Origin of the sequence: Amycolatopsis magusensis, from assembly GCF_017875555.1 — a bacterium.
In the GTDB taxonomy this organism is placed as follows: Bacteria; Actinomycetota; Actinomycetes; order Mycobacteriales; family Pseudonocardiaceae; genus Amycolatopsis; species Amycolatopsis magusensis.
Genome location: NZ_JAGGMS010000001.1, coordinates 2,133,336 through 2,151,893 on the forward strand (window position 1 = coordinate 2,133,336; position 18,558 = coordinate 2,151,893).

Here is an 18,558-nt window from a genome sequence, read left to right on the forward strand (position 1 = left end):
CGGCTTCTGCCCGCGAAACCTCGCGGCGACCGCCGCCTGGCCGTCCCCGCGTCCGCCGTGCCACCCCGCGCACGTCCGCCGCCCACCGGACCTGCTTCAGCCCGCAGAAGCCCGCACCCTGCTTCTGCCCGCAGAAGCCTGGGGCCCTGCTTCTGCCCGCAGAAGCGTGCGGCCCTGCATTTGCCCGCGAAAGTCTCCCGGCCTGCTTTTGCCCGCAGAAGCATCCCGGTGCCAGGATCGCGCCATGACGGATCAGCCGCCCCCACCTGAACCGGCCACTGTCCGAGACCAGCGCCGGGGCCTGAGCGTCCTCCTGGCCCTGGTCGCGCTCCTCCTCACGGTCGCCGGCTCCTTCCTCCCGCTCTTCGTCAGCGTCGTACCCGGCATCGAGGGAGCCGAGGGCGTCGGCATCACCGTCACCGGCTGGGCTGCCGAATCCGACGCCGCCGGACTGCCCAGCCTCGAAGAGGGCAACGTCCTCACCCCCTTCGCTCGCAACGGCGTCATGCTGGTCGTCGCCGCGCTGCTCCTCGGCGCAGCCGCCGTCCTCACCGGGCGCTCCATCAAAACCGGCACGACGACGCTGGCGCGCTCCGTCTCTGTCGCGGCTGCCGCCTTCCTGCTCGCGATCGTCGGTTCGATCGGCATGCAGGCCATCGGCTGGGCGGACCTGTTCTCCGCGACCGGCGCCCCCGCCGGCCCCGGACTCGGCTACTGGCTGATCGCCGCAGCCGCGGTCCTCGCCATCGTCGCCGCGATCCTGGTCAATCTGGACCCACCGCGAACGCCTCGTCCACGAGCCACCACCCAGGACACCTCGACTCCGCGCTACGGCTTCCCCATCCCGGCAGACCCCTCCCCACCAGCGCAAACGTGACCCCGCATGCTTTTGCCCGCAAAAGCATCCCGGCGGAAATCGGGGCGCGGGTGGGTGGGGGCCGCCGGTAGGGTCGCGCCATCTGGAGGTGGTGGGAATGGGCTGGCTGGCTGTCTTCTTCGGGGCTTCGACGCTCATCGCGCTGACTCCCGGCGCGAACAACCTGCTCGGCATGCACCACGGCATGGGGCACGGCTTCGGCAAGGCGATCGTCGGCCTCCTCGGCAGGCTCGCCGCGTTCGTGTTGCTCATCGCGGCCGTTGCCGCCGGGCTCGGCCAGCTCCTCGCCGCCTGGGAACCCGCGCTCACCATCGTCAAGTGGGTCGGCGTCGCCTACCTCGTCTACCTGGGCATTCGCGTCCTGATCGAGGCCCGTCGTCTTTTGCCCGCAAAAGACGAACCGGTGCCTGCGGGTACGACGGTGGCGATCGCGCGCAAGGAGTTCCTGGTCGCGATCACCAATCCGAAGGCGGTGCTCATCTTCACCGCGTTCGTGCCGCAGTTCATCGATCCGGCCCACGGGCCGGTGCCCGCCCAGGTCGCGCTCCTCGGCGCGGTCTACCTGCTGGCCGAGTTCCTCGCCGGCACCGTCTACATCGTCGTGGGCACTCTGGTGAACGCCGCCCGCATGAGCCTGCGCGCCCGTCGCAACATCGACCGGGGCACCGGCGTCGTCCTGCTCGGCATGGCGGGGCTGCTCGCCGGCTCCAGAACCTGAGTACTAGGCCACCCGGGTGGTTCCGCCAGTCTTTTCTGTCCGCTCACAGCGGACAGAATGTCCCCCACCCCAGCGGTTTCCGGCGGCTGTGACCGCCCTCACCGGTGAAGATCACGCTCCACGAACGGGTGACCAGTACCTCTTCCGAGCAACCCCCGGATTCGTCCTCGAACGAATAAGCCGCACGCGGTGCCACGGCCGATCCGGGTGCTGTTAGAGTCGGCGACACGCTTTGGGGCCAGTGTGCCCTGATGCGTTCCTGGCTTGCCTGCCAGTGAGTTGTGTTCCCGCCGGCCACCGTGCCGGCCAAGCCGTTCGTCGGTCCGATGGCCGACGACGTCGAGGAGGTCCCCCGCGTGCTCAGCGCCTTCCGCTCGGCTCTCGCGACGCCGGACCTGCGCAAGAAGATCCTGTTCACGCTGATGATCGTGGCCGTTTACCGGCTCGGCGCGATCACCCCAGCTCCTGGGGTTTCCTACCCCAACGTCCAGGCATGTCAGGCGCAGACCGATCAAGAGGGCATTTACTCGCTGCTGAACCTCTTCAGCGGTGGGGCTCTCCTGCAGTTGTCGATCTTCTCGACGGGCATCATGCCGTACATCACGGCGAGCATCATCGTCCAGCTCCTCACCGTGGTCATCCCGCGGTTCGAGGAGCTGAAGAAGGAAGGTCAGTCCGGTCAGGGCAAGCTGACCCAGTACACCCGCTACCTGACCATCGCGCTGGCGATCCTGCAGGCGACCGGCGTGATCGCGCTGGCCGACCGCGGGCAGCTGTTCCAGGACTGCGACCAGCCGGTCATCCCGGACAACAGCATCTACTCGCTCACGCTGATCGTGATCACCATGACCGCGGGCACCGCGGTGATGATGTGGCTGGGTGAGCTGATCACCGAGCGCGGCGTCGGCAACGGCATGTCCGTGCTGATCTTCCTGAACATCGCGGCCCAGCTGCCGACCGAGGGTGCCAACATCCTCGAGCGCAACAACGCCGTGGTCTTCACCTTCGTCTGCATCCTCGGCCTGGCGATCATCGCCTCGGTCATCTTCGTCGAGCAGGGCCAGCGCCGGATCCCGGTGCAGTACGCCAAGCGCATGGTCGGCCGCCGGATGTACGGCGGTACCTCGACCTACCTGCCGATCAAGGTGAACCAGGCCGGTGTCATCCCGGTCATCTTCGGTTCCTCGCTGCTGTACCTGCCGGACCTGATCAGCCGCCTGATCGGCGACCCGAACAGCAGCTCGGGCTGGCAGGTGTTCCTGCAGAACTACGTGGTCAACCAGTCCAGCTGGGTGCACATCCTGCTGTACTTCGCGCTGATCATCTTCTTCACGTACTTCTACATCACGATCACGTTCAACGTGGACGAGCGTGCGGAGGAGATGAAGAAGTTCGGCGGGTTCATCCCGGGTATCCGCCCGGGGCGGCCGACCGCCGAATACCTGAGCTACGTGCTCGGCCGGATCACCCTGCCCGGCTCCATCTACCTCGGCCTGGTAGCGATCCTGCCGAACTTCTTCCTGTCCATCACCGGTGACGGCAACAACCAGAACTTCCCGTTCGGTGGTACCGCCGTGCTGATCATGGTCGGTGTCGGCCTCGACACCGTGAAGCAGATCGAAAGCCAGCTCATGCAGCGCAACTACGAAGGGTTCCTCCGATGACGAGGCTGGTTCTTGTCGGGCCTCCCGGAGCGGGGAAGGGCACGCAGGCGACCGCGTTGTCCGAAAAACTCAGGGTGCCGCACATCTCCACCGGCGACCTGTTCCGCGCGCACGTCGGCGAGCAGACGCCGCTGGGCCGCGAGGCGCAGCGCTACATGGACTCCGGTGAACTGGTGCCCGACACCGTCACCAACGAGATGGTCCGCGAGCGGCTGGCCGAGCCGGACGCCAAGGCGGGCTTCCTGCTCGACGGCTTCCCGCGCAACACCAAGCAGGCGGACGTGCTCGGCCAGATGCTGGCCGACACCGACACCAGCCTGGACGCGGTGATCCAGCTCGTGGTGCCCGAGGACGTCGTGGTCGCCAGGCTGCTTTCGCGGGGTCGTTCCGACGACACCGAGGAGGTCGTCCGCCGGCGCCAGCAGGTGTACCGGTCGGAGACCGCGCCGCTGCTGGAGTACTACGGCGACATCCTGGTGGCCGTGGACGGCGTCGGCGAGGTCGACGAGGTCTCGGCCAGGGTGCTGGCCGCGCTGCCCGACCGACGGTGACTGTGGGCGGACTGCGTGTACCGAAGTTTCTCCGCCGAGGTCGCATGATCGAGCTGAAGTCCCGGGGCGAGCTGGAAGCGATGCGCGCCGCCGGGTTGGTCGTGGCGCGCACGCTCGAGCTGGTCACCGAGGCCGCACGGCCCGGCGTCTCGACGAAGGAGCTCGACGAACTCGCCGAGCAGACCATCCGGGACGCCGGTGCGGTGCCCTCGTTCAAGGGCTACCACGGGTTCCCGGCGTCGATCTGCGCCTCGGTGAACGAGCAGATCGTGCACGGCATCCCGGCGACTTCGCAGGTGCTGGCCGACGGCGACCTGATCTCGGTCGACTGCGGTGCGATCCTGGACGGCTGGCACGGCGACTCGGCGGTGACCATCGCCGTCGGGGCGGCTGTCTCGGCGAAGGACCTCGCGTTGTCGGACGCCACGCGGACGGCGATGTGGGCGGGTGTCGAGGCGGTGCAGCCGGGTGCCCGGCTGACCGACATCTCGTATGCCGTGCAGACCGCCGCGGAACGCGCCGGCGAGGCCGACGGCATCGAGTACGGGATGATCCTCGAGTACGGCGGCCACGGCATCGGCACCGAGATGCACATGGAGCCGTTCCTGCCGAACGTCGGGAAGCCGGGGAAGGGGCCGCGGCTGCGGCCGGGCATGGCGCTCGCCGTCGAGCCGATGCTGACCGGTGGCGGGGGCGAGACCCTCGAACTGGACGACGGCTGGACCGTGGTCACCGCCGACGGCTCGCGGGCCGCGCACTGGGAGCACACCGTCGCCATCACCGACGACGGCCCCTGGGTCCTCACCGCCCCCGCCTGACCCCGCCCACCAGCTTCCGCAGGCAAAACCAGGCCCGCATGCTTTTGCGGGCAAAAGCATGCCGACCCCGGTGGGGCGCCTCGATCGGGCTGTTCTGGGTCGCCTGACCAGGTGTTCTCGCCTGGTGGCGGCAATCCCCGCCGCCGTCTACCCTGGAGGCAGCCCGGCGGCCTCGGCTTGCCGGAAGCGCCCGACCGCGATGTGACGTAACACAGTCAACCCCCGGTTGGGTGTCGCGACACGGCTTGCGTACACTGTCAAGTCGGCGTACTCATCTCGTCGGTTCCAGCGCGCGTGTAATCACTTGCGGCATCGGAGTCGGGGCGGCGCGTGCGCCGGGCACCATCGCAAGCACTCACCGCTCAACCAATCACGAAACGCGGAGGACATGGGCAAGAAGGACGGGGCCATCGAGGTCGAAGGCCGCGTAATCGAGCCGCTTCCCAACGCGATGTTCCGCGTCGAGTTGGAGAACGGCCACAAGGTCCTTGCACACATCAGCGGCAAGATGCGGCAGCACTACATCCGCATCCTGCCCGAGGACAGGGTTGTCGTGGAGCTCTCGCCCTACGACTTGTCCCGTGGTCGCATCGTCTACCGCTACAAGTGATCACGGCGCAACGAGTTCGAGCTAGAAAGCAGGAGACGTGAAGGTCCAGCCGAGCGTCAAGAAGATCTGCGACAAGTGCAAGGTGATCCGCCGCCACGGCCGGATCATGGTGATCTGCGAGAACCTGCGGCACAAGCAGCGGCAGGGCTGATCACCCGCTCGTCGAAGAGTGGATTGACGGCAAACCAACTCTCCCCGCACCTGCCGGGCCGCCCAGCGGCCCGGTTCACCCCCGGGCTTCAGGCCGGGGCCGGGACACCGGAGGCGCAAGCCCCCGGATCGACAGCGAGTCGGTCCCGGGACCGGGCGGGGAGCAGACCTGAAGAGACGAAACCAGACAAGGAGCACCAGCGCCAATGGCACGACTCGCTGGCGTAGACCTCCCCCGCGAAAAGCGGTTGGAGATCGCGCTGACCTATATCTACGGCATCGGCCGTACCCGCTCCCAGCAGATGATCGCCGCCGCCGAGCTGAACGCGGACACCCGCGTCAAGGACCTCAGCGACGACGACCTGCTGAAGCTGCGGGACTACCTGGACGAGAACTTCAAGGTCGAGGGTGACCTTCGCCGCGAGGTGAACGCCGACATCCGTCGGAAGATCGAGATCGGGTGCTACGAGGGTCTGCGGTGGCGCCGCGGGCTTCCCGTCCGCGGGCAGCGGACCAAGACCAACGCCCGCACCCGCAAGGGTCCGAAGAAGACGGTCGCCGGCAAGAAGAAGGCTGGCAAGAAGTGAGCATCCGGGGCAAGAAGGTCGTGCACATCGGTGGCGCCCAGCGCCGCGGCACGGGTTCGTGCGTTTCACCGTCCGCTCTGTACGCCCGCCCGATGGCGCTCCGCCAGCTGTACACCGACGCCGGTTCCGTGATCCGGCGCGGGCAGCGTGAAGCGGCCGCCGCTCACCAAGCCAACTCGCGCTAACCGAGGAGAAGCACCCAGACATGCCACCGAAGTCTCGTACCGCCGGGGCCAAGAAGGTCCGGCGCAAGGAAAAGAAGAACGTGGCCCACGGCCACGCCCACATCAAGAGCACCTTCAACAACACCATCGTGTCGATCACCGACCCGACCGGTGCGGTGATCTCGTGGGCGTCCTCCGGGCACGTCGGCTTCAAGGGTTCCCGCAAGTCGACCCCGTTCGCCGCGCAGATGGCCGCTGAGAACGCGGCCCGCAAGGCCGCCGAGCACGGCATGAAGAAGGTCGACGTGTTCGTGAAGGGCCCGGGTTCGGGCCGCGAAACCGCGATCCGCTCGCTGCAGGCCGCAGGTCTCGAGGTCGGCACCATCCAGGACGTGACCCCGCAGCCCCACAACGGCTGCCGCCCGCCCAAGCGGCGCCGGGTCTGAGGAACGGGGAGGAGTAAGCAGAAATGGCTCGTTACACCGGCCCGGCGACGCGTATTTCCCGTCGCCTCAAGGTTGACCTCATCGGCGGCGACCAGGCTTTCGAGCGCCGCCCGTACCCGCCCGGCCAGCACGGCCGCGGTCGCATCAAGGAGAGCGAGTACCTGCTTCAGCTTCAGGAGAAGCAGAAGGCTCGCTACACCTACGGCGTGCTCGAGCGCCAGTTCGTCCGCTACTACAAGGACGCTGTGCGCCGCACCGGCAAGACCGGTGAGAACCTGCTCCAGATCCTGGAGTCCCGGCTCGACAACGTGATCTACCGCGCCGGCATCGCCCGGACGCGCCGTCAGGCCCGCCAGCTGGTGAGCCACGGCCACTTCCTGGTCAACGGCAAGAAGGTCAACGTGCCGAGCTTCCAGGTCTCGAAGTTCGACATCATCGACGTCAAGCCGAAGTCGATGGGCACCCTGCCGTTCGTGGCGGCGAAGGAATCCTTCGGCGACCGCCCGATCCCGGCGTGGCTGCAGGTCGTCCAGTCGAACCTGCGGGTGCTGGTGCACCAGCTGCCCGAGCGCGCGCAGATCGACGTTCCGGTCCAGGAACAGCTGATCGTCGAGCTCTACTCGAAGTGATCCCGCCCGGGCCACCGGCCCGGCGGTGATCGGGCGGCGGCGCCCGGAGTGCGCCGCCGCCACGCCACCCCTTTCGGCGTCATATGGCGGGCGTCGGCAGGACAAGGAGAAGAAAGTGCTGATTTCCCAGCGGCCGGCTCTCGGCGAAGAGACGGTCAACGAGACCAGGTCCCGGTTCACCATCGAGCCGCTCGAGCCCGGTTTCGGCTACACGCTCGGCAACTCGCTGCGGCGCACGCTGCTGTCGTCCATCCCGGGCGCGGCGGTCACCAGCATCCGCATCGACGGGGTGCTGCACGAGTTCACCACCGTTCCCGGGGTGAAGGAGGATGTCACCGACATCATCCTGAACCTGAAGGAGCTCGTGGTGAGCTCCGAGGAGGACGAGCCGGTCACCATGTACCTGCGCAAGCAGGGCCCTGGTGAGGTCACCGCCGCGGACATCGTGCCGCCGGCCGGGGTCACCGTGCACAACCCGGATCTGCACATCGCCTCGCTGAACGGCAAGGGCAAGCTGGAGATCGAGCTGGTCGTCGAGCGTGGCCGCGGTTACGTGCCCGCGCTGCAGAACAAGCAGGCCGGCGCCGAGATCGGCCGGATCCCGGTCGACTCGATCTACTCGCCGGTGCTGAAGGTGACCTACAAGGTCGAGGCCACCCGTGTCGAGCAGCGCACCGACTTCGACAAGCTCATCCTGGACGTCGAAACCAAGCCGTCCATCACCCCGCGCGACGCCGTGGCTTCTGCGGGCAAAACACTGGTCGAGCTGTTCGGCCTGGCGCGCGAGCTCAACGTCGACGCCGAGGGCATCGAGATCGGGCCGTCGCCGCAGGAGGCGGACACCATCGCCGCCTACGCGATGCCGATCGAAGACCTCGACCTGACGGTGCGGTCGTACAACTGCCTCAAGCGCGAGGGCATCCACACGGTCGGCGAACTGGTTTCGCGGTCAGAAGCCGACCTGCTCGACATCCGCAACTTCGGTGCGAAGTCCATCGACGAGGTCAAGCTGAAGCTCGTCGGCCTGGGCCTCGCGCTCAAGGACAGCCCGCCCGGGTTCGACCCGACCGCGGCCGCGACCAGCTACGACGGCGAGGGCTGGTCCGAGGGCGTTGGCGGGATCACCGACGGTATTTCGGACAACGGCCACGACGATGGCCAGGACTACGCAGAGACGGAGCAGCTGTAGGACCGGTGGTCGCTCCGATGTGGTGACGCATCGGAGCGACCTGGTTCCGTGGCTGAGAAGCTGAACTAGGAGAACCGATGCCCACCCCCACCAAGGGAGCCCGTCTCGGCGGGTCGGCCGCGCACCAGCGGCACCTGCTGGCCAACCTGGCCACCTCGCTGTTCGAGCACGGCCGGATCACCACGACCGAGGCCAAGGCGCGCAAGGTGCGCCCGCTGGCCGAGCGGCTGATCACCAAGGCCAAGGTCGGTGACCTGCACAACCGGCGGCAGATCCAGAAGATCATCCGCGACAAGTCGGTCGTGCACAAGCTGATCGCCGAGATCGGCCCCGGTTTCGAGGACCGCGCCGGCGGCTACCTCCGCATCACCAAGACGATGCCGCGCAAGGGCGACAACGCCCCGATGGCGGTCATCGAACTGGTGGCGGAGAAGACCGTGACCGCGGAGGCCCAGGCCGCGCGCAAGACCAAGTTCGCCAAGGACGAGGCCCCGAAGACCACGGACGCCCCGGCCGAGGAGACCAAGGCCGACGCCGAGGCCACGGAGACCGACCAGGACGCGGAAGCGCCCGAGTCGGCCACCAAGGACGCCACCCCCACCCCCGCCGAAGGCGCTGACGCTTCTGCGGGCGAAAGCTCCGCCAAGAAGGACGAGTCCTGACGGCAGCAGGCATCCCGGACGAGCCCGCCCTCCCCACCGGGGAGAGCGGGCTCGTCCGTCTGCGCCTGGAAGTGTCTTATGACGGCACAAACTTCTCCGGCTGGGCCAAACAACCAGGTCGGCGCACTGTTCAGGGCGTCCTGGAAGACACCCTGGCCAAGCAGCCCCCAGGCGTCTCCGTCCCCCGTTCCGTCGTAGTCGCCGGCCGCACAGACGCCGGCGTCCACGCCGCCGCCCAAGTCCTCCACCTCGACGCTCAGCCTTTTGCGGGCAAAAGCTCGAACACCCGGATCCCGGTGGATGAGCGTGGGGTTCCCGACCTCGAGCGCATGCGCCACCGCTGGAACCGGCATCTGCCCGCAGATGTGCGAGTGCTGGCTGCGGGGGTTGCGCCGCCTGGGTTCGACGCGCGGTTCTCCGCGGTGCGCAGGCACTACCTTTACCGGGTCTCAGATGCCCCCTGGGGCGTCGATCCCCTGCATCGGCACCACACGCTCGCCTGGGGGCGTCCCTTGTCCGTGGACCGGCTCAACGAGGCTTCTGCCGAGTTGCTCGGCCTCCACGACTTCGCCGCCTTCTGCAAGCATCGTGAGGGCGGCACCACGATCCGCGAGCTGCAGCGGCTGGTGTGGCGCCGTACGGCGGAGTATTCGGTTGAAGTCGAGGTCTCAGCGGACGCGTTCTGCCATTCGATGGTCCGCAGCCTCGTCGGCGCGCTCCTCACGGTGGGAGACGGGCGCAGGGACGTTGCCTGGCCTCGTCAGCAGTTGGGTACCGGTGTGCGGGACAGCGCCGTGGCGCCTGCCCACGGCCTCACCTTGGTCGCCGTCGACTATCCGCCTGACGCCGAACTGGCCAAGCGAGCTGAGCAGACCCGCAACGTCCGGACGTCGGATTCTGTCTCGTAGCTCCTGGGCGGGATCGGGCGAGCCGGACTCGAGTCAAAATGACTCTGTAGTCGGTCGCAAGATCCTTCGCCCGTATGATGACGAACCGCCAGCCAGCTTTGGTCAGCTTGCATCGCCGCTTCTTGTCGTGTCGTCGCTGAGCCGCAGTGTCATGCAGGCTGCCGTCATATTCGATGGCCACCTTCTCCTTTTCGAGCGCAAGGTCCAGGCGGCCCAGGAACTCGCCATTCTTGTGCACGTTGAGTTGTGTCGTCGGGTGAAGACCGCCGCACAGTAGGACGACTCGCAGTTCGGATTCGGGGTGCGACTCGGCCTTGGTATCGATGAGCTCGACTGCCAGGCGGCCGAGGCGGACGCCCCAGTTTCTCCGTTTGCGGCACTCGGCTTTGAGCGTCTCGATCTCGACCTTGACCTTACGCAGGAACATGTCGAGGTCAGGGACGGCCGCGCGCAGGCGGCGCACGGCTCCTCTGATGCGAGGCGTGTGACGAAAGATCAGGTCGAGAGCGATGCGCAATGGGAGGGCTATCCGCGCATTGCCCCACGGCTCTGATTCGTGCGACTGGATATTAGTTCGCCGAATGCGCATTCCCACGACCGGCCCGAAGCGGGAGCCCTCGGGCACGACGAATTCAACGGGGTCGTATGGGTTGGCGAGTGGAACTCCCATAACACTTGCCGCCGAGCGGCCGGTGAGCACCGCCTCTGGAGGCACTCGCAAGGTTGCGCCACGGCATCTGAGCTTGTGGGTGACCTTGATGTGCGAAGGCACGTAGACGTCCTGGAACAGCCGCCTGAACCGGGGGCCTTGCAGGTGTGCCCTGGTAATGAGTCCGGCAGCGACTGCGGCCGAACCTCGGAAGACGTCTTCCAGGTTGCAGGAGGAGGCGGGGGTAGTGGCCATACCCGGATCCTGGAAAGCAACCCCGACAGAACTGCGCCCGTGACAGCAAACGCGCCCGAATTATCCCCAACTCGCCAAGAACTCCACAGCCCTCACGCCCATGTGCTAGGCCGCCCACCAGACGTCTTTCTGCAGGCAAAAGCCGGGCGGGGATGCTTTTGCCTGCAGAAGCATCCCCGCCCGGTTGGGTGGTTAGTCGCCTCGGCGGACTGGGCCTAGGAGTTGTTGTTCCTTGGGGGTGGTGACCAGGCGCAGGGGGCGCCACAGGTTGCGGCCCAGGGCCACCACCTGGTCGTCCTTCAGCGTGGTCAACTGCCGCATCATCTGCGGCGGCAGGTTCCAGATCCGCGCGGCGAGCTCCGCCTGGCCGATCGGGAGTCGCTGCATCAGGACCAGGTCTGCGGCGTTGGCCGTCGCGCCGGCTTGCGGGTGCAGGTAGGGCAGCACGTAGACCGTCGTCTGCCACGGTGAACGCGGCGGGAAGAGGTCCTGCGGGGTCGGGCCGCCGTCCGTGATCACCAGCAGCGGGGCGTCTTCCGACGGCCGCGGGAGTTCCACCGGCGAAAGCCGGCGAATCTGCACCAGCGGAGACGGGCGGCCGTTCGGCTGGTTGCCGGCCGCTTTAGCCAGCAATTGCCACGCCGTGGGGCGGCCGGTGGCGACCACGACCCACGCGCCGACGGCCATCGCTCGCAGGGCGACCTGCCGGGCCAGGTAGAGCCCACCGACCAGCACGATCCTGGTCGGCGTGGAGCGCAGCGCCGAGATGGTCAGCGGTTCGTCCTTGAGCCCGGAGCCCAGCACGATGCCGCCACGGTCGCCGGACGGGCTGACCGCGTCGAGCATCGCCGGGTCCACCGAGAACTCGGGAGCCACGCCGATGTTCTGGCCGGCGTCGCGCATTCGCGTGCTCATGCCGTGCCTCCCATCGGCATCGTGGCGGCCAGGCCGGCGACCTGGCGGCCACGCAGCAGGGTGAGGTCGATGTTGAGCCGGTCGGAGATGGCCTTCATCCGGTCGGACGCGACGTCCAGCTCACGCGGGTTTCGCGCGCTCAAGCGCACCACGCCGCGGAGGCCGATCCGGCCTTCGTCCGCAGAAGGTGAGATCGACATGGCGATGGTGGAGGAGAGGGCGCGCACGCTGCTCAGGGCGTTGAGCGTGCCGGTGATCTTGCCCTTCGGCCAGCCGCTGATCGCGTAGCTGGCATGGCCGATGCCCGCAGAAGTCACGCTGTCCTTGCGCTCCTGCAGGGCGACGCGGGTGCCCGAGCCGGCGACGGCCGTGAGTTCTGCGGCCGAAAGCCCGGCGCGGAGGAGTTCGTCGGGGTCCAGGGGGCGGGTGGGGACGCCTTGGGACTCGAGGGCGTTTCTTACCCGCGAAAGTGCACCGATCAGGGCGCGGTGGGCGCCGACGACGCCGCCGCCGCGTTCGCGCACGGCTGTGGGGCAGCGCCGCGGGTCCAGTCGGATGGCGACCCAGGTCGTCCGCCGCGCGGCTGCCTGCAGCGGGCCCAGGACCTCCATGTATGAGCTCAACGCGGGCGAGTCCGACGGCAGAGCCGCGCTACCCGGGTAGCAGTGCCAGATCACCTGGATCGAGTCGAGCACCACACCGCGGTCTTCGAGGCACGGCGCGAGCGCCGACAGCGGAAGACTCGGCGCCCCGCCGGCCTGGCTGATCAACGCGGGCGCCGGCTCGACCAGCAGCACCGCGGTCCAGGTCCCGTCGTTCCAGGCAAGGCCGACCTGCTGCCGCTCGTGGTCGACGCCGTGCGCCACCACGAGGTCCGGGACGACCAGCCGCAGCAGGTTCACCCGCGGATCGTCCGGACCGGTCACCGCGTCCTCGGCGGCCGCGATCGACTCGATGCTGCTGGGCGGGGTGGGATTCGCCACGCGACTGTGCGACCGCATCGAATACCGCAGGCTCAGTCCCACCCATTGGGTGAACCATTGCCCGCCCCACCGCAGAAAAGCGATCACCAAAGCGACGGCCGTCACACCGATTGAGACGTAGAGCAGCTTTTCGTTGATCGCGAGCAGTACGAGCCCGATCGCGAGACCGACCTCGACCACCACGAGGTTCATCACCGGCAGCGGCCCGAGGTTGATGCCCATCGCGCGACGGCGCGCGGCACCGATCCGGACCGGCGCGGCCGGCGGAGGACCACCGGCGGGGCGCGGCGGCGGGCCGGGGGGAGGACCGCTCGGACCGCCAGGGCCACCAGGACCCCTCGGCGGGCCACCAGGGCCACCGGGACCTCCCGGTCCCCCGGGGCCACCAGGTCCGCCCGGTCCACCGGGCCCACCAGGTCCGCCCGGTCCACCGGGACCGCGGGGTCCGGCTGGGCCACCAGGCCCACCGGCGGGGCCTCCCGGACGCCTCGGCGGCGGTCCCGGCGGACGGCCGCCGGGCGGGGGTGGCGGCGAACCCGGAGGCGGTCCCGGAGGTCCAGGTGGACGTGGAGGAGTGGTGACCGACATCCGCTCGTTCTCTTCCCCTCGTGCTTGCAACTGCGCCGGAAAGCCAGTCCGGAGTGTTGAACCCTAGCCGGAGTTGGTAGAAACCAACCACCAGCCGTCCCCGTGCGGCTATCCTGCGGAACCGTACCGCGAGTGGGAGAGCTGTAGGTCGAGAATGCCGTCAACACCGACAACAAAGTCTCAGGTCCAGGCATATCAGTTCGTGCTGCGCCGGATGCAGTCCGCGTTGGTCCGCAAGGACGCCGTGATGCTCCACGACCCCATGCGGACGCACTCGCGCGCCACGATCGTGGGTGTCGTGCTGGCCGTCATCGGCATGCTCGGGTTCATCATCTTCGGCTTCATCAAGCCGGCCCCGAAGCCGCCGGCCGCGGGCATCGTCATCGGCGAGCAGTCCGGGCAGATCTACGTGAAAACGGAGAACCCGACCAAGCTCGTCCCGACCTTCAACCTCGCCTCCGCGCGGCTGATGCTCCACGGCCAGCAACAGCAGGCGCCGCAGGAGGGTCAGCAGGGAGGCCAGCAGCAGCCCGCCGCGCCGAAGCTCGTCGAGCCCGCGGTGGTGCCGGACGAACAGCTCAAGGACATCCCGCGCGGGCGGCTCCAGGGCATCGTCAACGCGCCACAGCTCCTCCCGAACAAGGACCAGCGCATCTCCGACAACTGGGCGGTGTGCGACTTCCTCCGCATCGACCCGAACCAGCCGGAGAACGTGGGCCTGCAGCAGGCGACGCGGGAGACGAGCGTGCTCGCTGGCGTCCCGAACCTCGGTACCGACGGCATGGGCCGGGAACTCGGCGACCGTGAGGCGCTGCTCGTCACCGGCGACAACGCGGCCACCTACCTGGTCTACCGGCTCGCCAACCACGCGAACCAGCCGAACGCCAGCGTGGTCAAGGCGCGGCTCGCGCCGGGCAACATCGTCAAGTCGGCGCTGGGCATCACGGTCAACGGCCGCAAGATCTCGACCGGTCTGCTCAACGCGATCCCGGAGGTCGACCAGCTGAACGAGCAGCGGGTGCCGAACGCCGGCGCGCCGAGCCCGTTCGACATCGACGGCCTGCCCGTCGGCGCGGTCTTCAAGACGCAGCCTTCCGGCGGCGCACCCCAGTTCTGGGTGATCCACTCCACCGGTATCCAGCAGATCTCCGAGGTGGCGGGCGACATCATCCGGACCACGAACACCGTGGTGCAGCAGAACAAGGAGGTTCGCACCGTGAACCTCGACCGGATCGCCAACGTCAAGCAGATCATCGCGGGCATGCCCGAGGCGCTGAAGGTGGACACCTACCCGAAGCTGAAGCCGGAGATCCTGGACCCGATCAAGAGCGGCACGCCGGCGACCTGCCTCGGCTGGCGGACCGAGGGCGACGGCGCGACCAAGGACGAGCGCACCGCGGTCTACGTCAGCAACGAGGTGCCCTTCCCGAAGGACGCCAACGGGGCGCGGAGGACGCCGGTCTCGGTCGGCCAGCCGACGCCGGACGGGACGAAGATCGACAGCTTCTACATGCAGCCCGGCCGGGCGGCCGTGGTGCGGGCGGCGCAGTCGAAGGACTCGTTCGCGTCGGGGCCGATCTCGCTGGTTTCGGACCTCGGGTTGCGCTACGGCGTGCCGGACCTGCCGACGGCGCAGGCGTTGTTCGGCCCGGACGCGCAGGCGCCCGCGCCGGAGAACATCCTCAAGCTGCTCCCGGCCGCGGCGACGACGTTGAACGTCAACGACGCCAAGCGGACGTACGACTCGGTGCCGGTGGACCCGAACGCGGGCTCGTTCCCGAGCGGGACGCCGCAGGCCGGTGGCGCGGGCGGCTGAGGGAACCGTCGGCGGGGGCTCGTCGTCACACCGCAGTAGTTGGGCAGTCGAGTCCGGAGGTGTGGTCGTGTCGGGGTTCAAGGTCGATGCCGAGGTTGTCGCCGATTACGCGAGATCGGTGGAGGATGCCGCGGCCGGCCTGGACACCGCGCACGGCTCGCTGACCGGGCAGTCGCTGACCGGTGAGGACTTCGGCGTCCTGGGACGGGAAGCGGGGGCGGCCGACGCCTACGCGCGAGCCGCCGCCGCCCTGCACACCCAACTCGCCACCGGCCGAGACGCCCTGCTTTCGGCCGCAGAAGCATTGCGCGAGGTCGCCGGGCAGCACGGCGGCGGCGAGGAAGACGCGGTGGCGACGCTGAAGAAGGCGGTGGAGTCCTGATGGGCAACCCGGACCCAGACCCCGACGTCTTCCAAGGCCTACGCACCCCCACCGCGGCCGTAGGCTTTAGCGGGCAAAAGCAGGATGCCGCCACATCGGTGCAGGTGGGGGGCTTGCCGCCGCGGGTGGAGGAGGCTCCTGGCGCGGTGTTGGCGGAGGAAGAAGGCAAGGGCGGGCACCTCGACTTCCTGTCTGAGCTGGCGAGGCAGTTGGGCGTCACCGACGTCGTCGAAGCTCACCTGGTGCCCGTCGTCGGCCAATGGACGGAAATGCGGGCAGAAGCAGAGCGCTGGCGTGCGGCTGCGGCTTCTGCGGGCAAAATCTCCGAGGTGTTGGCGGAGCCGCTTGGCCGGGTGGATGCGGGGTGGGAGGGTGAGAACGCCGACGCCTTCGTCGCCTACATGGGCAAGGTCAACTCAGCCAGTGAGGCCGCGCAGGAGGCCATGAACACCATGGCCGACGCCCTCGACGACACAGCCGACGCGATCGAGCGCATCACCGGCACGATGATCGACGTCGTGCTTGATGCCGCGGAAGTGGCGTCCGAGGCCGCGATGCTTCCGGTCGGTGGGACCGAGCGGGCGAGGACCCATCTGCTCGACGTGCAGCAGTCCACGCAGGCTCTCCACGACTCCGTACGTGACGTGCTCGAGGAGTTCGCCCGCCTATGCGACGGGGTCGAGGGGCAGGAAGTCGGCGAACGCAGCGTCGCGATGGAGATCCAGTTCCCCGGCGAGAAGTTTGCGTTGAAGGACGATGCCGAGCCGGCAGCGGCCTTGGCAGCAGAGTCGGAGGAAGCCTCGCCTGCTGAGAAGGCGGCAGCGGGCCCAGGCAGTAGCGGTGGCGGCCAGGAACAGGCAGCGAGCGGTGGGGCCGGTGCCGGAGCGGTGGGAAGCGACACAGCTGTGCCGCCGTTGCCACCGGCCGGCGGCAACCAGACCGCCGCGGGTGCGCCACCTGCTGAGCCGGTGGCACCGAACCAAGGGGCTGCTGCAGCGTCAAGGGGCGCCGCGGCGGCGACCGGGTCCCCGATGATGGGCGGCATGATGCCCATGGGGATGGGTGGCATGGGCGGCGGCCAGGGCGGCAACCAGGAGCACCGGGTGAAGACGCGGGCGACCACCGACCCGGCGGACCTGTTCGGCAAGCCGGAGCAGGTCGCGCCCCCGGTCCTCGGCGAAGACCCAGGCAAAAAGCCACCCGAGAAGGGCGCCTGACACTTCTGCGGGCAAAAGCATGTCGGCCCCCGTAAACCGGGGTGACATGCTTTTGCCCGCAGAAGAGTGCGGTGGGGGTCAGGTGGATTTTTGGGGGGTGGGGGCTGGGCGGTTGCGGCGCACGGTGTGCACCACGAACAGGGTGATCAGCAGGGCCACCACGCCGCCGGCCGCGCCGGAGAGAGCGACGATCATCGGAGTGCGGTCGCCGTCATTTGCGGGCGGAAGATCGGACGGGAGGGCGGCGGGGGCGGGGATCTGCTGCTGGAACGGGGTGGTCAGGCCGATCTTGTCCTCACCGGGGATGACCGCGGTCAGCGCCGCCATCGGGTTGATCACGCCGTAGCCGACGAACTGGTCCCGCCCGGTGCGCGAACCCGGGTGCTGCGAAGTGCTGGTGATCCGGTTCATCACCTGCCGCGCGTTCAGGTCCGGGAACTTCGCCCTGATCAGGGTCGCGAGCCCGGCCACGTACGGTGCGGCGAAGCTGGTCCCCTGGATCGGCAGGACTTGGTCGCCTTCCATCGTCTGGTTCGCGAAGTCGTCCATCTGCGCGTTCTTCGACGGGTCCAGCGAGATGATGTTCGTGCCCGGCGCGGCCACGGTCACCCAAGGCCCGTTGACGCTGAACTGCGCCACCCCGCCGGTCTCGTCGATCGCCGCCACCGAGATCACGTCCTCGGTGAACCACGGCGGGCTGACGATGTTGATCGGCTGGTTCGGGTCCGGCTGGCTGTTCTGCTTGCACGCCTCGGAGGTGTTGCCCGCCGCGGCGACCACCACGACGTCCTTGTTCACCGCGTACCGGACCGCGGCCTGCAGAGCCCGCTCCTCCGGCGTGATTCCGCCGCCAGAAGCAGGCCGGCAGTTGTCGACGGACATGTTGATGACCTTGACGCCCTCGAGGTCGGCCGCGGTGACGACCGCCTGCGCCAGCGTGTTCAGGTTGCCGGCGCCCTGCCCACCCTGCTGACGGCCCTGGTTCCCCTGGCCGGGCACCGTGTCCGAGGCGGACGCGCCCGCGGTGCCGCTCGACTCGGCGGGTTCCTCGGTACCGGACTCCTCCGCGCCGCCGGAGGGCGGCGGCTGCGAGCCGGACGGCGCCGGGGCGCCGCTGCTGGCGGGCGGTGGTGCCGCGGGCGGCTTGTCGTCGACCTGGTAGTTCTGGCTGGACTGCCGGATGGACACGATCTGCGAATCCGGGGCCATGCCCATGAAGCCGATGTCGTCCTGCTTGCGGGCGCCGATGATGCCCGCCACCTCGGTGCCGTGGCCGTCGCAGTCCTCGAGCCCCCGGCCTTCGGTCTTGACGTAGTCGCCGCCGCTCTGCACCGGCTGGCCGAACGCGGGGTGTTCCGTCACGCCGGTGTCGATCACCGCGACCCGGATGGGCGCCCCGGTCGGCGTCATGCCGACGTGGCCGTTGGTCGCCGCGCGCATGTGGTCGTGGACCTTGTCCAGCTGCAGGTACTTCTGCGCCCAGGGGATGTCCGGCAGCGGGATGTCGTTGTCGAGGTCGCGCGAGACGCACTCGACCTTCTTGGCGTAGTTCTTGTCCGGCCGGTTCGTCGCGGTCGGGAGCTTCGACATGTCCACCGGCGGCGGGATCAGCGGCGCCGTTCCCGGAGTGGTGCCCGGCGGCGGCGAACCCGGCTGCGCGCCCGCGGTGAGCGGGCTCAGGCCGGGAGCCAGCACCCCGACCGCCGCGGTGAGCAGGACCGTCGCCACCCGCGCCGGTGTTCCGAACGAACGCACTTCTTCCCCCTAAAAAGGTTCCCCG

23 protein-coding genes are annotated in these 18,558 nt (G+C 68.6%); 18 read left to right on the forward strand and 5 right to left on the reverse strand.

The window, feature by feature from the left end; translation table 11 throughout:
* The first annotated feature begins 244 nt into the window (after positions 1 to 244).
* From JOM49_RS09960 to truA, 14 genes are all read left to right on the forward strand, one after another.
* Positions 245 to 877 carry a hypothetical protein gene (locus tag JOM49_RS09960; protein ID WP_209664027.1) on the forward strand — a complete coding sequence of 211 codons (633 nt, stop codon included), beginning with the start codon at positions 245 to 247 and terminating at the stop codon, positions 875 to 877.
* A gap of 97 nt (positions 878 to 974) precedes the next feature.
* On the forward strand, positions 975 to 1,595 hold the full coding sequence (locus JOM49_RS09965) for a LysE family translocator (protein WP_209664028.1): 621 nt from the start codon (positions 975 to 977) through the stop codon (positions 1,593 to 1,595).
* 356 nt (positions 1,596 to 1,951) lie between these two features.
* Positions 1,952 to 3,259, forward strand: a complete 1,308-nt coding sequence (gene secY, locus JOM49_RS09970; RefSeq protein ID WP_209671024.1) for a preprotein translocase subunit SecY — start codon at positions 1,952 to 1,954, stop codon at positions 3,257 to 3,259.
* A complete protein-coding gene (locus tag JOM49_RS09975) occupies positions 3,256 to 3,810 on the forward strand; it encodes an adenylate kinase (protein WP_209664029.1) in 555 nt (184 codons plus the stop codon). Before secY ends, JOM49_RS09975 begins: the two co-directional genes overlap by 4 nt.
* 44 nt (positions 3,811 to 3,854) lie before the next feature.
* Positions 3,855 to 4,628: a type I methionyl aminopeptidase gene (gene map / locus JOM49_RS09980; RefSeq protein WP_209664030.1), complete on the forward strand. Its 774-nt coding sequence runs from the start codon at positions 3,855 to 3,857 to the stop codon at positions 4,626 to 4,628.
* A gap of 388 nt (positions 4,629 to 5,016) precedes the next feature.
* Positions 5,017 to 5,238, forward strand: a complete 222-nt coding sequence (gene infA, locus JOM49_RS09985; RefSeq protein ID WP_009948665.1) for a translation initiation factor IF-1 — start codon at positions 5,017 to 5,019, stop codon at positions 5,236 to 5,238.
* 37 nt (positions 5,239 to 5,275) lie between these two features.
* Entirely contained in the window at positions 5,276 to 5,389 is a 114-nt protein-coding gene (rpmJ, locus tag JOM49_RS09990; protein WP_004558882.1) for a 50S ribosomal protein L36, read from the forward strand.
* Between the two features lie 205 nt (positions 5,390 to 5,594).
* The gene (gene rpsM, locus JOM49_RS09995) at positions 5,595 to 5,975 is read left to right on the forward strand and encodes a 30S ribosomal protein S13 (RefSeq protein WP_209664031.1); all 381 of its coding nucleotides are present in this window, start codon (positions 5,595 to 5,597) and stop codon (positions 5,973 to 5,975) included.
* A complete protein-coding gene (locus JOM49_RS10000; RefSeq protein WP_209664032.1) occupies positions 5,972 to 6,160 on the forward strand; it encodes a hypothetical protein in 189 nt (62 codons plus the stop codon). The genes rpsM and JOM49_RS10000 overlap by 4 nt, the downstream gene beginning before the upstream one ends.
* Before the next feature lie 20 nt (positions 6,161 to 6,180).
* Positions 6,181 to 6,585 carry a 30S ribosomal protein S11 gene (rpsK, locus tag JOM49_RS10005; protein WP_091505007.1) on the forward strand — a complete coding sequence of 135 codons (405 nt, stop codon included), beginning with the start codon at positions 6,181 to 6,183 and terminating at the stop codon, positions 6,583 to 6,585.
* Positions 6,586 to 6,608: 23 nt separating this feature from the next.
* Entirely contained in the window at positions 6,609 to 7,214 is a 606-nt protein-coding gene (rpsD, locus tag JOM49_RS10010; RefSeq protein WP_209664033.1) for a 30S ribosomal protein S4, read from the forward strand.
* 115 nt (positions 7,215 to 7,329) lie between these two features.
* Positions 7,330 to 8,403 carry a DNA-directed RNA polymerase subunit alpha gene (locus JOM49_RS10015; RefSeq protein ID WP_153035983.1) on the forward strand — a complete coding sequence of 358 codons (1,074 nt, stop codon included), beginning with the start codon at positions 7,330 to 7,332 and terminating at the stop codon, positions 8,401 to 8,403.
* 77 nt (positions 8,404 to 8,480) lie between these two features.
* A complete protein-coding gene (gene rplQ / locus JOM49_RS10020; protein ID WP_209664034.1) occupies positions 8,481 to 9,065 on the forward strand; it encodes a 50S ribosomal protein L17 in 585 nt (194 codons plus the stop codon).
* 65 nt (positions 9,066 to 9,130) lie between these two features.
* Positions 9,131 to 9,973 (forward strand): tRNA pseudouridine(38-40) synthase TruA, encoded by an 843-nt coding sequence (gene truA, locus JOM49_RS10025; RefSeq protein ID WP_209671025.1) that lies wholly within the window; start codon positions 9,131 to 9,133, stop codon positions 9,971 to 9,973.
* On the opposite strand, the gene JOM49_RS44320 is transcribed toward truA, so the two are convergent.
* The gene (locus tag JOM49_RS44320; RefSeq protein WP_372444214.1) at positions 9,879 to 10,211 is read right to left on the reverse strand and encodes a DUF559 domain-containing protein; all 333 of its coding nucleotides are present in this window, start codon (positions 10,209 to 10,211) and stop codon (positions 9,879 to 9,881) included. The genes truA and JOM49_RS44320 overlap by 95 nt on opposite strands.
* Before the next feature lie 63 nt (positions 10,212 to 10,274).
* Here JOM49_RS44320 and JOM49_RS10030 point away from each other — a divergent pair, with 63 nt between their 5' ends.
* Entirely contained in the window at positions 10,275 to 10,526 is a 252-nt protein-coding gene (locus JOM49_RS10030; protein WP_209664035.1) for a hypothetical protein, read from the forward strand.
* 543 nt (positions 10,527 to 11,069) lie between these two features.
* Here JOM49_RS10030 and JOM49_RS10035 read toward each other — a convergent pair.
* The 3 genes from JOM49_RS10035 to JOM49_RS10045 are packed head-to-tail and all read right to left on the reverse strand — an operon-like array spanning position 11,070 to position 13,242.
* Positions 11,070 to 11,792, reverse strand: coding sequence for a hypothetical protein (locus JOM49_RS10035; RefSeq protein WP_113695910.1), 723 nt, complete (start codon positions 11,790 to 11,792; stop codon positions 11,070 to 11,072).
* Positions 11,789 to 12,970, reverse strand: a complete 1,182-nt coding sequence (eccE, locus tag JOM49_RS10040; RefSeq protein WP_438801097.1) for a type VII secretion protein EccE — start codon at positions 12,968 to 12,970, stop codon at positions 11,789 to 11,791. Before eccE ends, JOM49_RS10035 begins: the two co-directional genes overlap by 4 nt.
* Positions 12,967 to 13,242 carry a hypothetical protein gene (locus JOM49_RS10045; protein ID WP_209664037.1) on the reverse strand — a complete coding sequence of 92 codons (276 nt, stop codon included), beginning with the start codon at positions 13,240 to 13,242 and terminating at the stop codon, positions 12,967 to 12,969. The genes eccE and JOM49_RS10045 overlap by 4 nt, the downstream gene beginning before the upstream one ends.
* A gap of 275 nt (positions 13,243 to 13,517) precedes the next feature.
* On the opposite strand from JOM49_RS10045, the gene eccB reads away from it, so the two are divergent.
* From eccB to JOM49_RS10060, 3 genes are all read left to right on the forward strand, one after another.
* Positions 13,518 to 15,179, forward strand: coding sequence for a type VII secretion protein EccB (eccB, locus tag JOM49_RS10050; protein WP_209664038.1), 1,662 nt, complete (start codon positions 13,518 to 13,520; stop codon positions 15,177 to 15,179).
* A 67-nt stretch (positions 15,180 to 15,246) separates the two neighbouring features.
* Positions 15,247 to 15,561, forward strand: coding sequence for a hypothetical protein (locus tag JOM49_RS10055; RefSeq protein ID WP_209664039.1), 315 nt, complete (start codon positions 15,247 to 15,249; stop codon positions 15,559 to 15,561).
* Positions 15,561 to 16,778, forward strand: coding sequence for a WXG100 family type VII secretion target (locus JOM49_RS10060; protein WP_209664040.1), 1,218 nt, complete (start codon positions 15,561 to 15,563; stop codon positions 16,776 to 16,778). Before JOM49_RS10055 ends, JOM49_RS10060 begins: the two co-directional genes overlap by 1 nt.
* Before the next feature lie 78 nt (positions 16,779 to 16,856).
* Here the strand turns inward: JOM49_RS10060 and mycP are convergent, their stop codons facing one another.
* On the reverse strand, positions 16,857 to 18,533 hold the full coding sequence (gene mycP / locus JOM49_RS10065; RefSeq protein ID WP_282771552.1) for a type VII secretion-associated serine protease mycosin: 1,677 nt from the start codon (positions 18,531 to 18,533) through the stop codon (positions 16,857 to 16,859).
* Positions 18,534 to 18,558 lie beyond the last annotated feature (25 nt).

What these genes read in the sequence shown, in the direction of transcription:
- JOM49_RS10035 (WP_113695910.1), bottom strand. Translation starts at nt 11,792, where the DNA reads ATGAGCACGCGAATGCGCGACGCCGGCCAGAACATCGGCGTGGCTCCC.
- rpsK (WP_091505007.1), top strand. Translation starts at nt 6,181, where the DNA reads ATGCCACCGAAGTCTCGTACCGCCGGGGCCAAGAAGGTCCGGCGCAAG.
- JOM49_RS09965 (WP_209664028.1), top strand. Translation starts at nt 975, where the DNA reads ATGGGCTGGCTGGCTGTCTTCTTCGGGGCTTCGACGCTCATCGCGCTG.
- map (WP_209664030.1), top strand. Translation starts at nt 3,855, where the DNA reads ATGATCGAGCTGAAGTCCCGGGGCGAGCTGGAAGCGATGCGCGCCGCC.
- rplQ (WP_209664034.1), top strand. Translation starts at nt 8,481, where the DNA reads ATGCCCACCCCCACCAAGGGAGCCCGTCTCGGCGGGTCGGCCGCGCAC.
- JOM49_RS09975 (WP_209664029.1), top strand. Translation starts at nt 3,256, where the DNA reads ATGACGAGGCTGGTTCTTGTCGGGCCTCCCGGAGCGGGGAAGGGCACG.
- JOM49_RS10060 (WP_209664040.1), top strand. Translation starts at nt 15,561, where the DNA reads ATGGGCAACCCGGACCCAGACCCCGACGTCTTCCAAGGCCTACGCACC.
- rpsD (WP_209664033.1), top strand. Translation starts at nt 6,609, where the DNA reads ATGGCTCGTTACACCGGCCCGGCGACGCGTATTTCCCGTCGCCTCAAG.
- JOM49_RS09960 (WP_209664027.1), top strand. Translation starts at nt 245, where the DNA reads ATGACGGATCAGCCGCCCCCACCTGAACCGGCCACTGTCCGAGACCAG.
- eccB (WP_209664038.1), top strand. Translation starts at nt 13,518, where the DNA reads ATGCCGTCAACACCGACAACAAAGTCTCAGGTCCAGGCATATCAGTTC.
- rpsM (WP_209664031.1), top strand. Translation starts at nt 5,595, where the DNA reads ATGGCACGACTCGCTGGCGTAGACCTCCCCCGCGAAAAGCGGTTGGAG.
- infA (WP_009948665.1), top strand. Translation starts at nt 5,017, where the DNA reads ATGGGCAAGAAGGACGGGGCCATCGAGGTCGAAGGCCGCGTAATCGAG.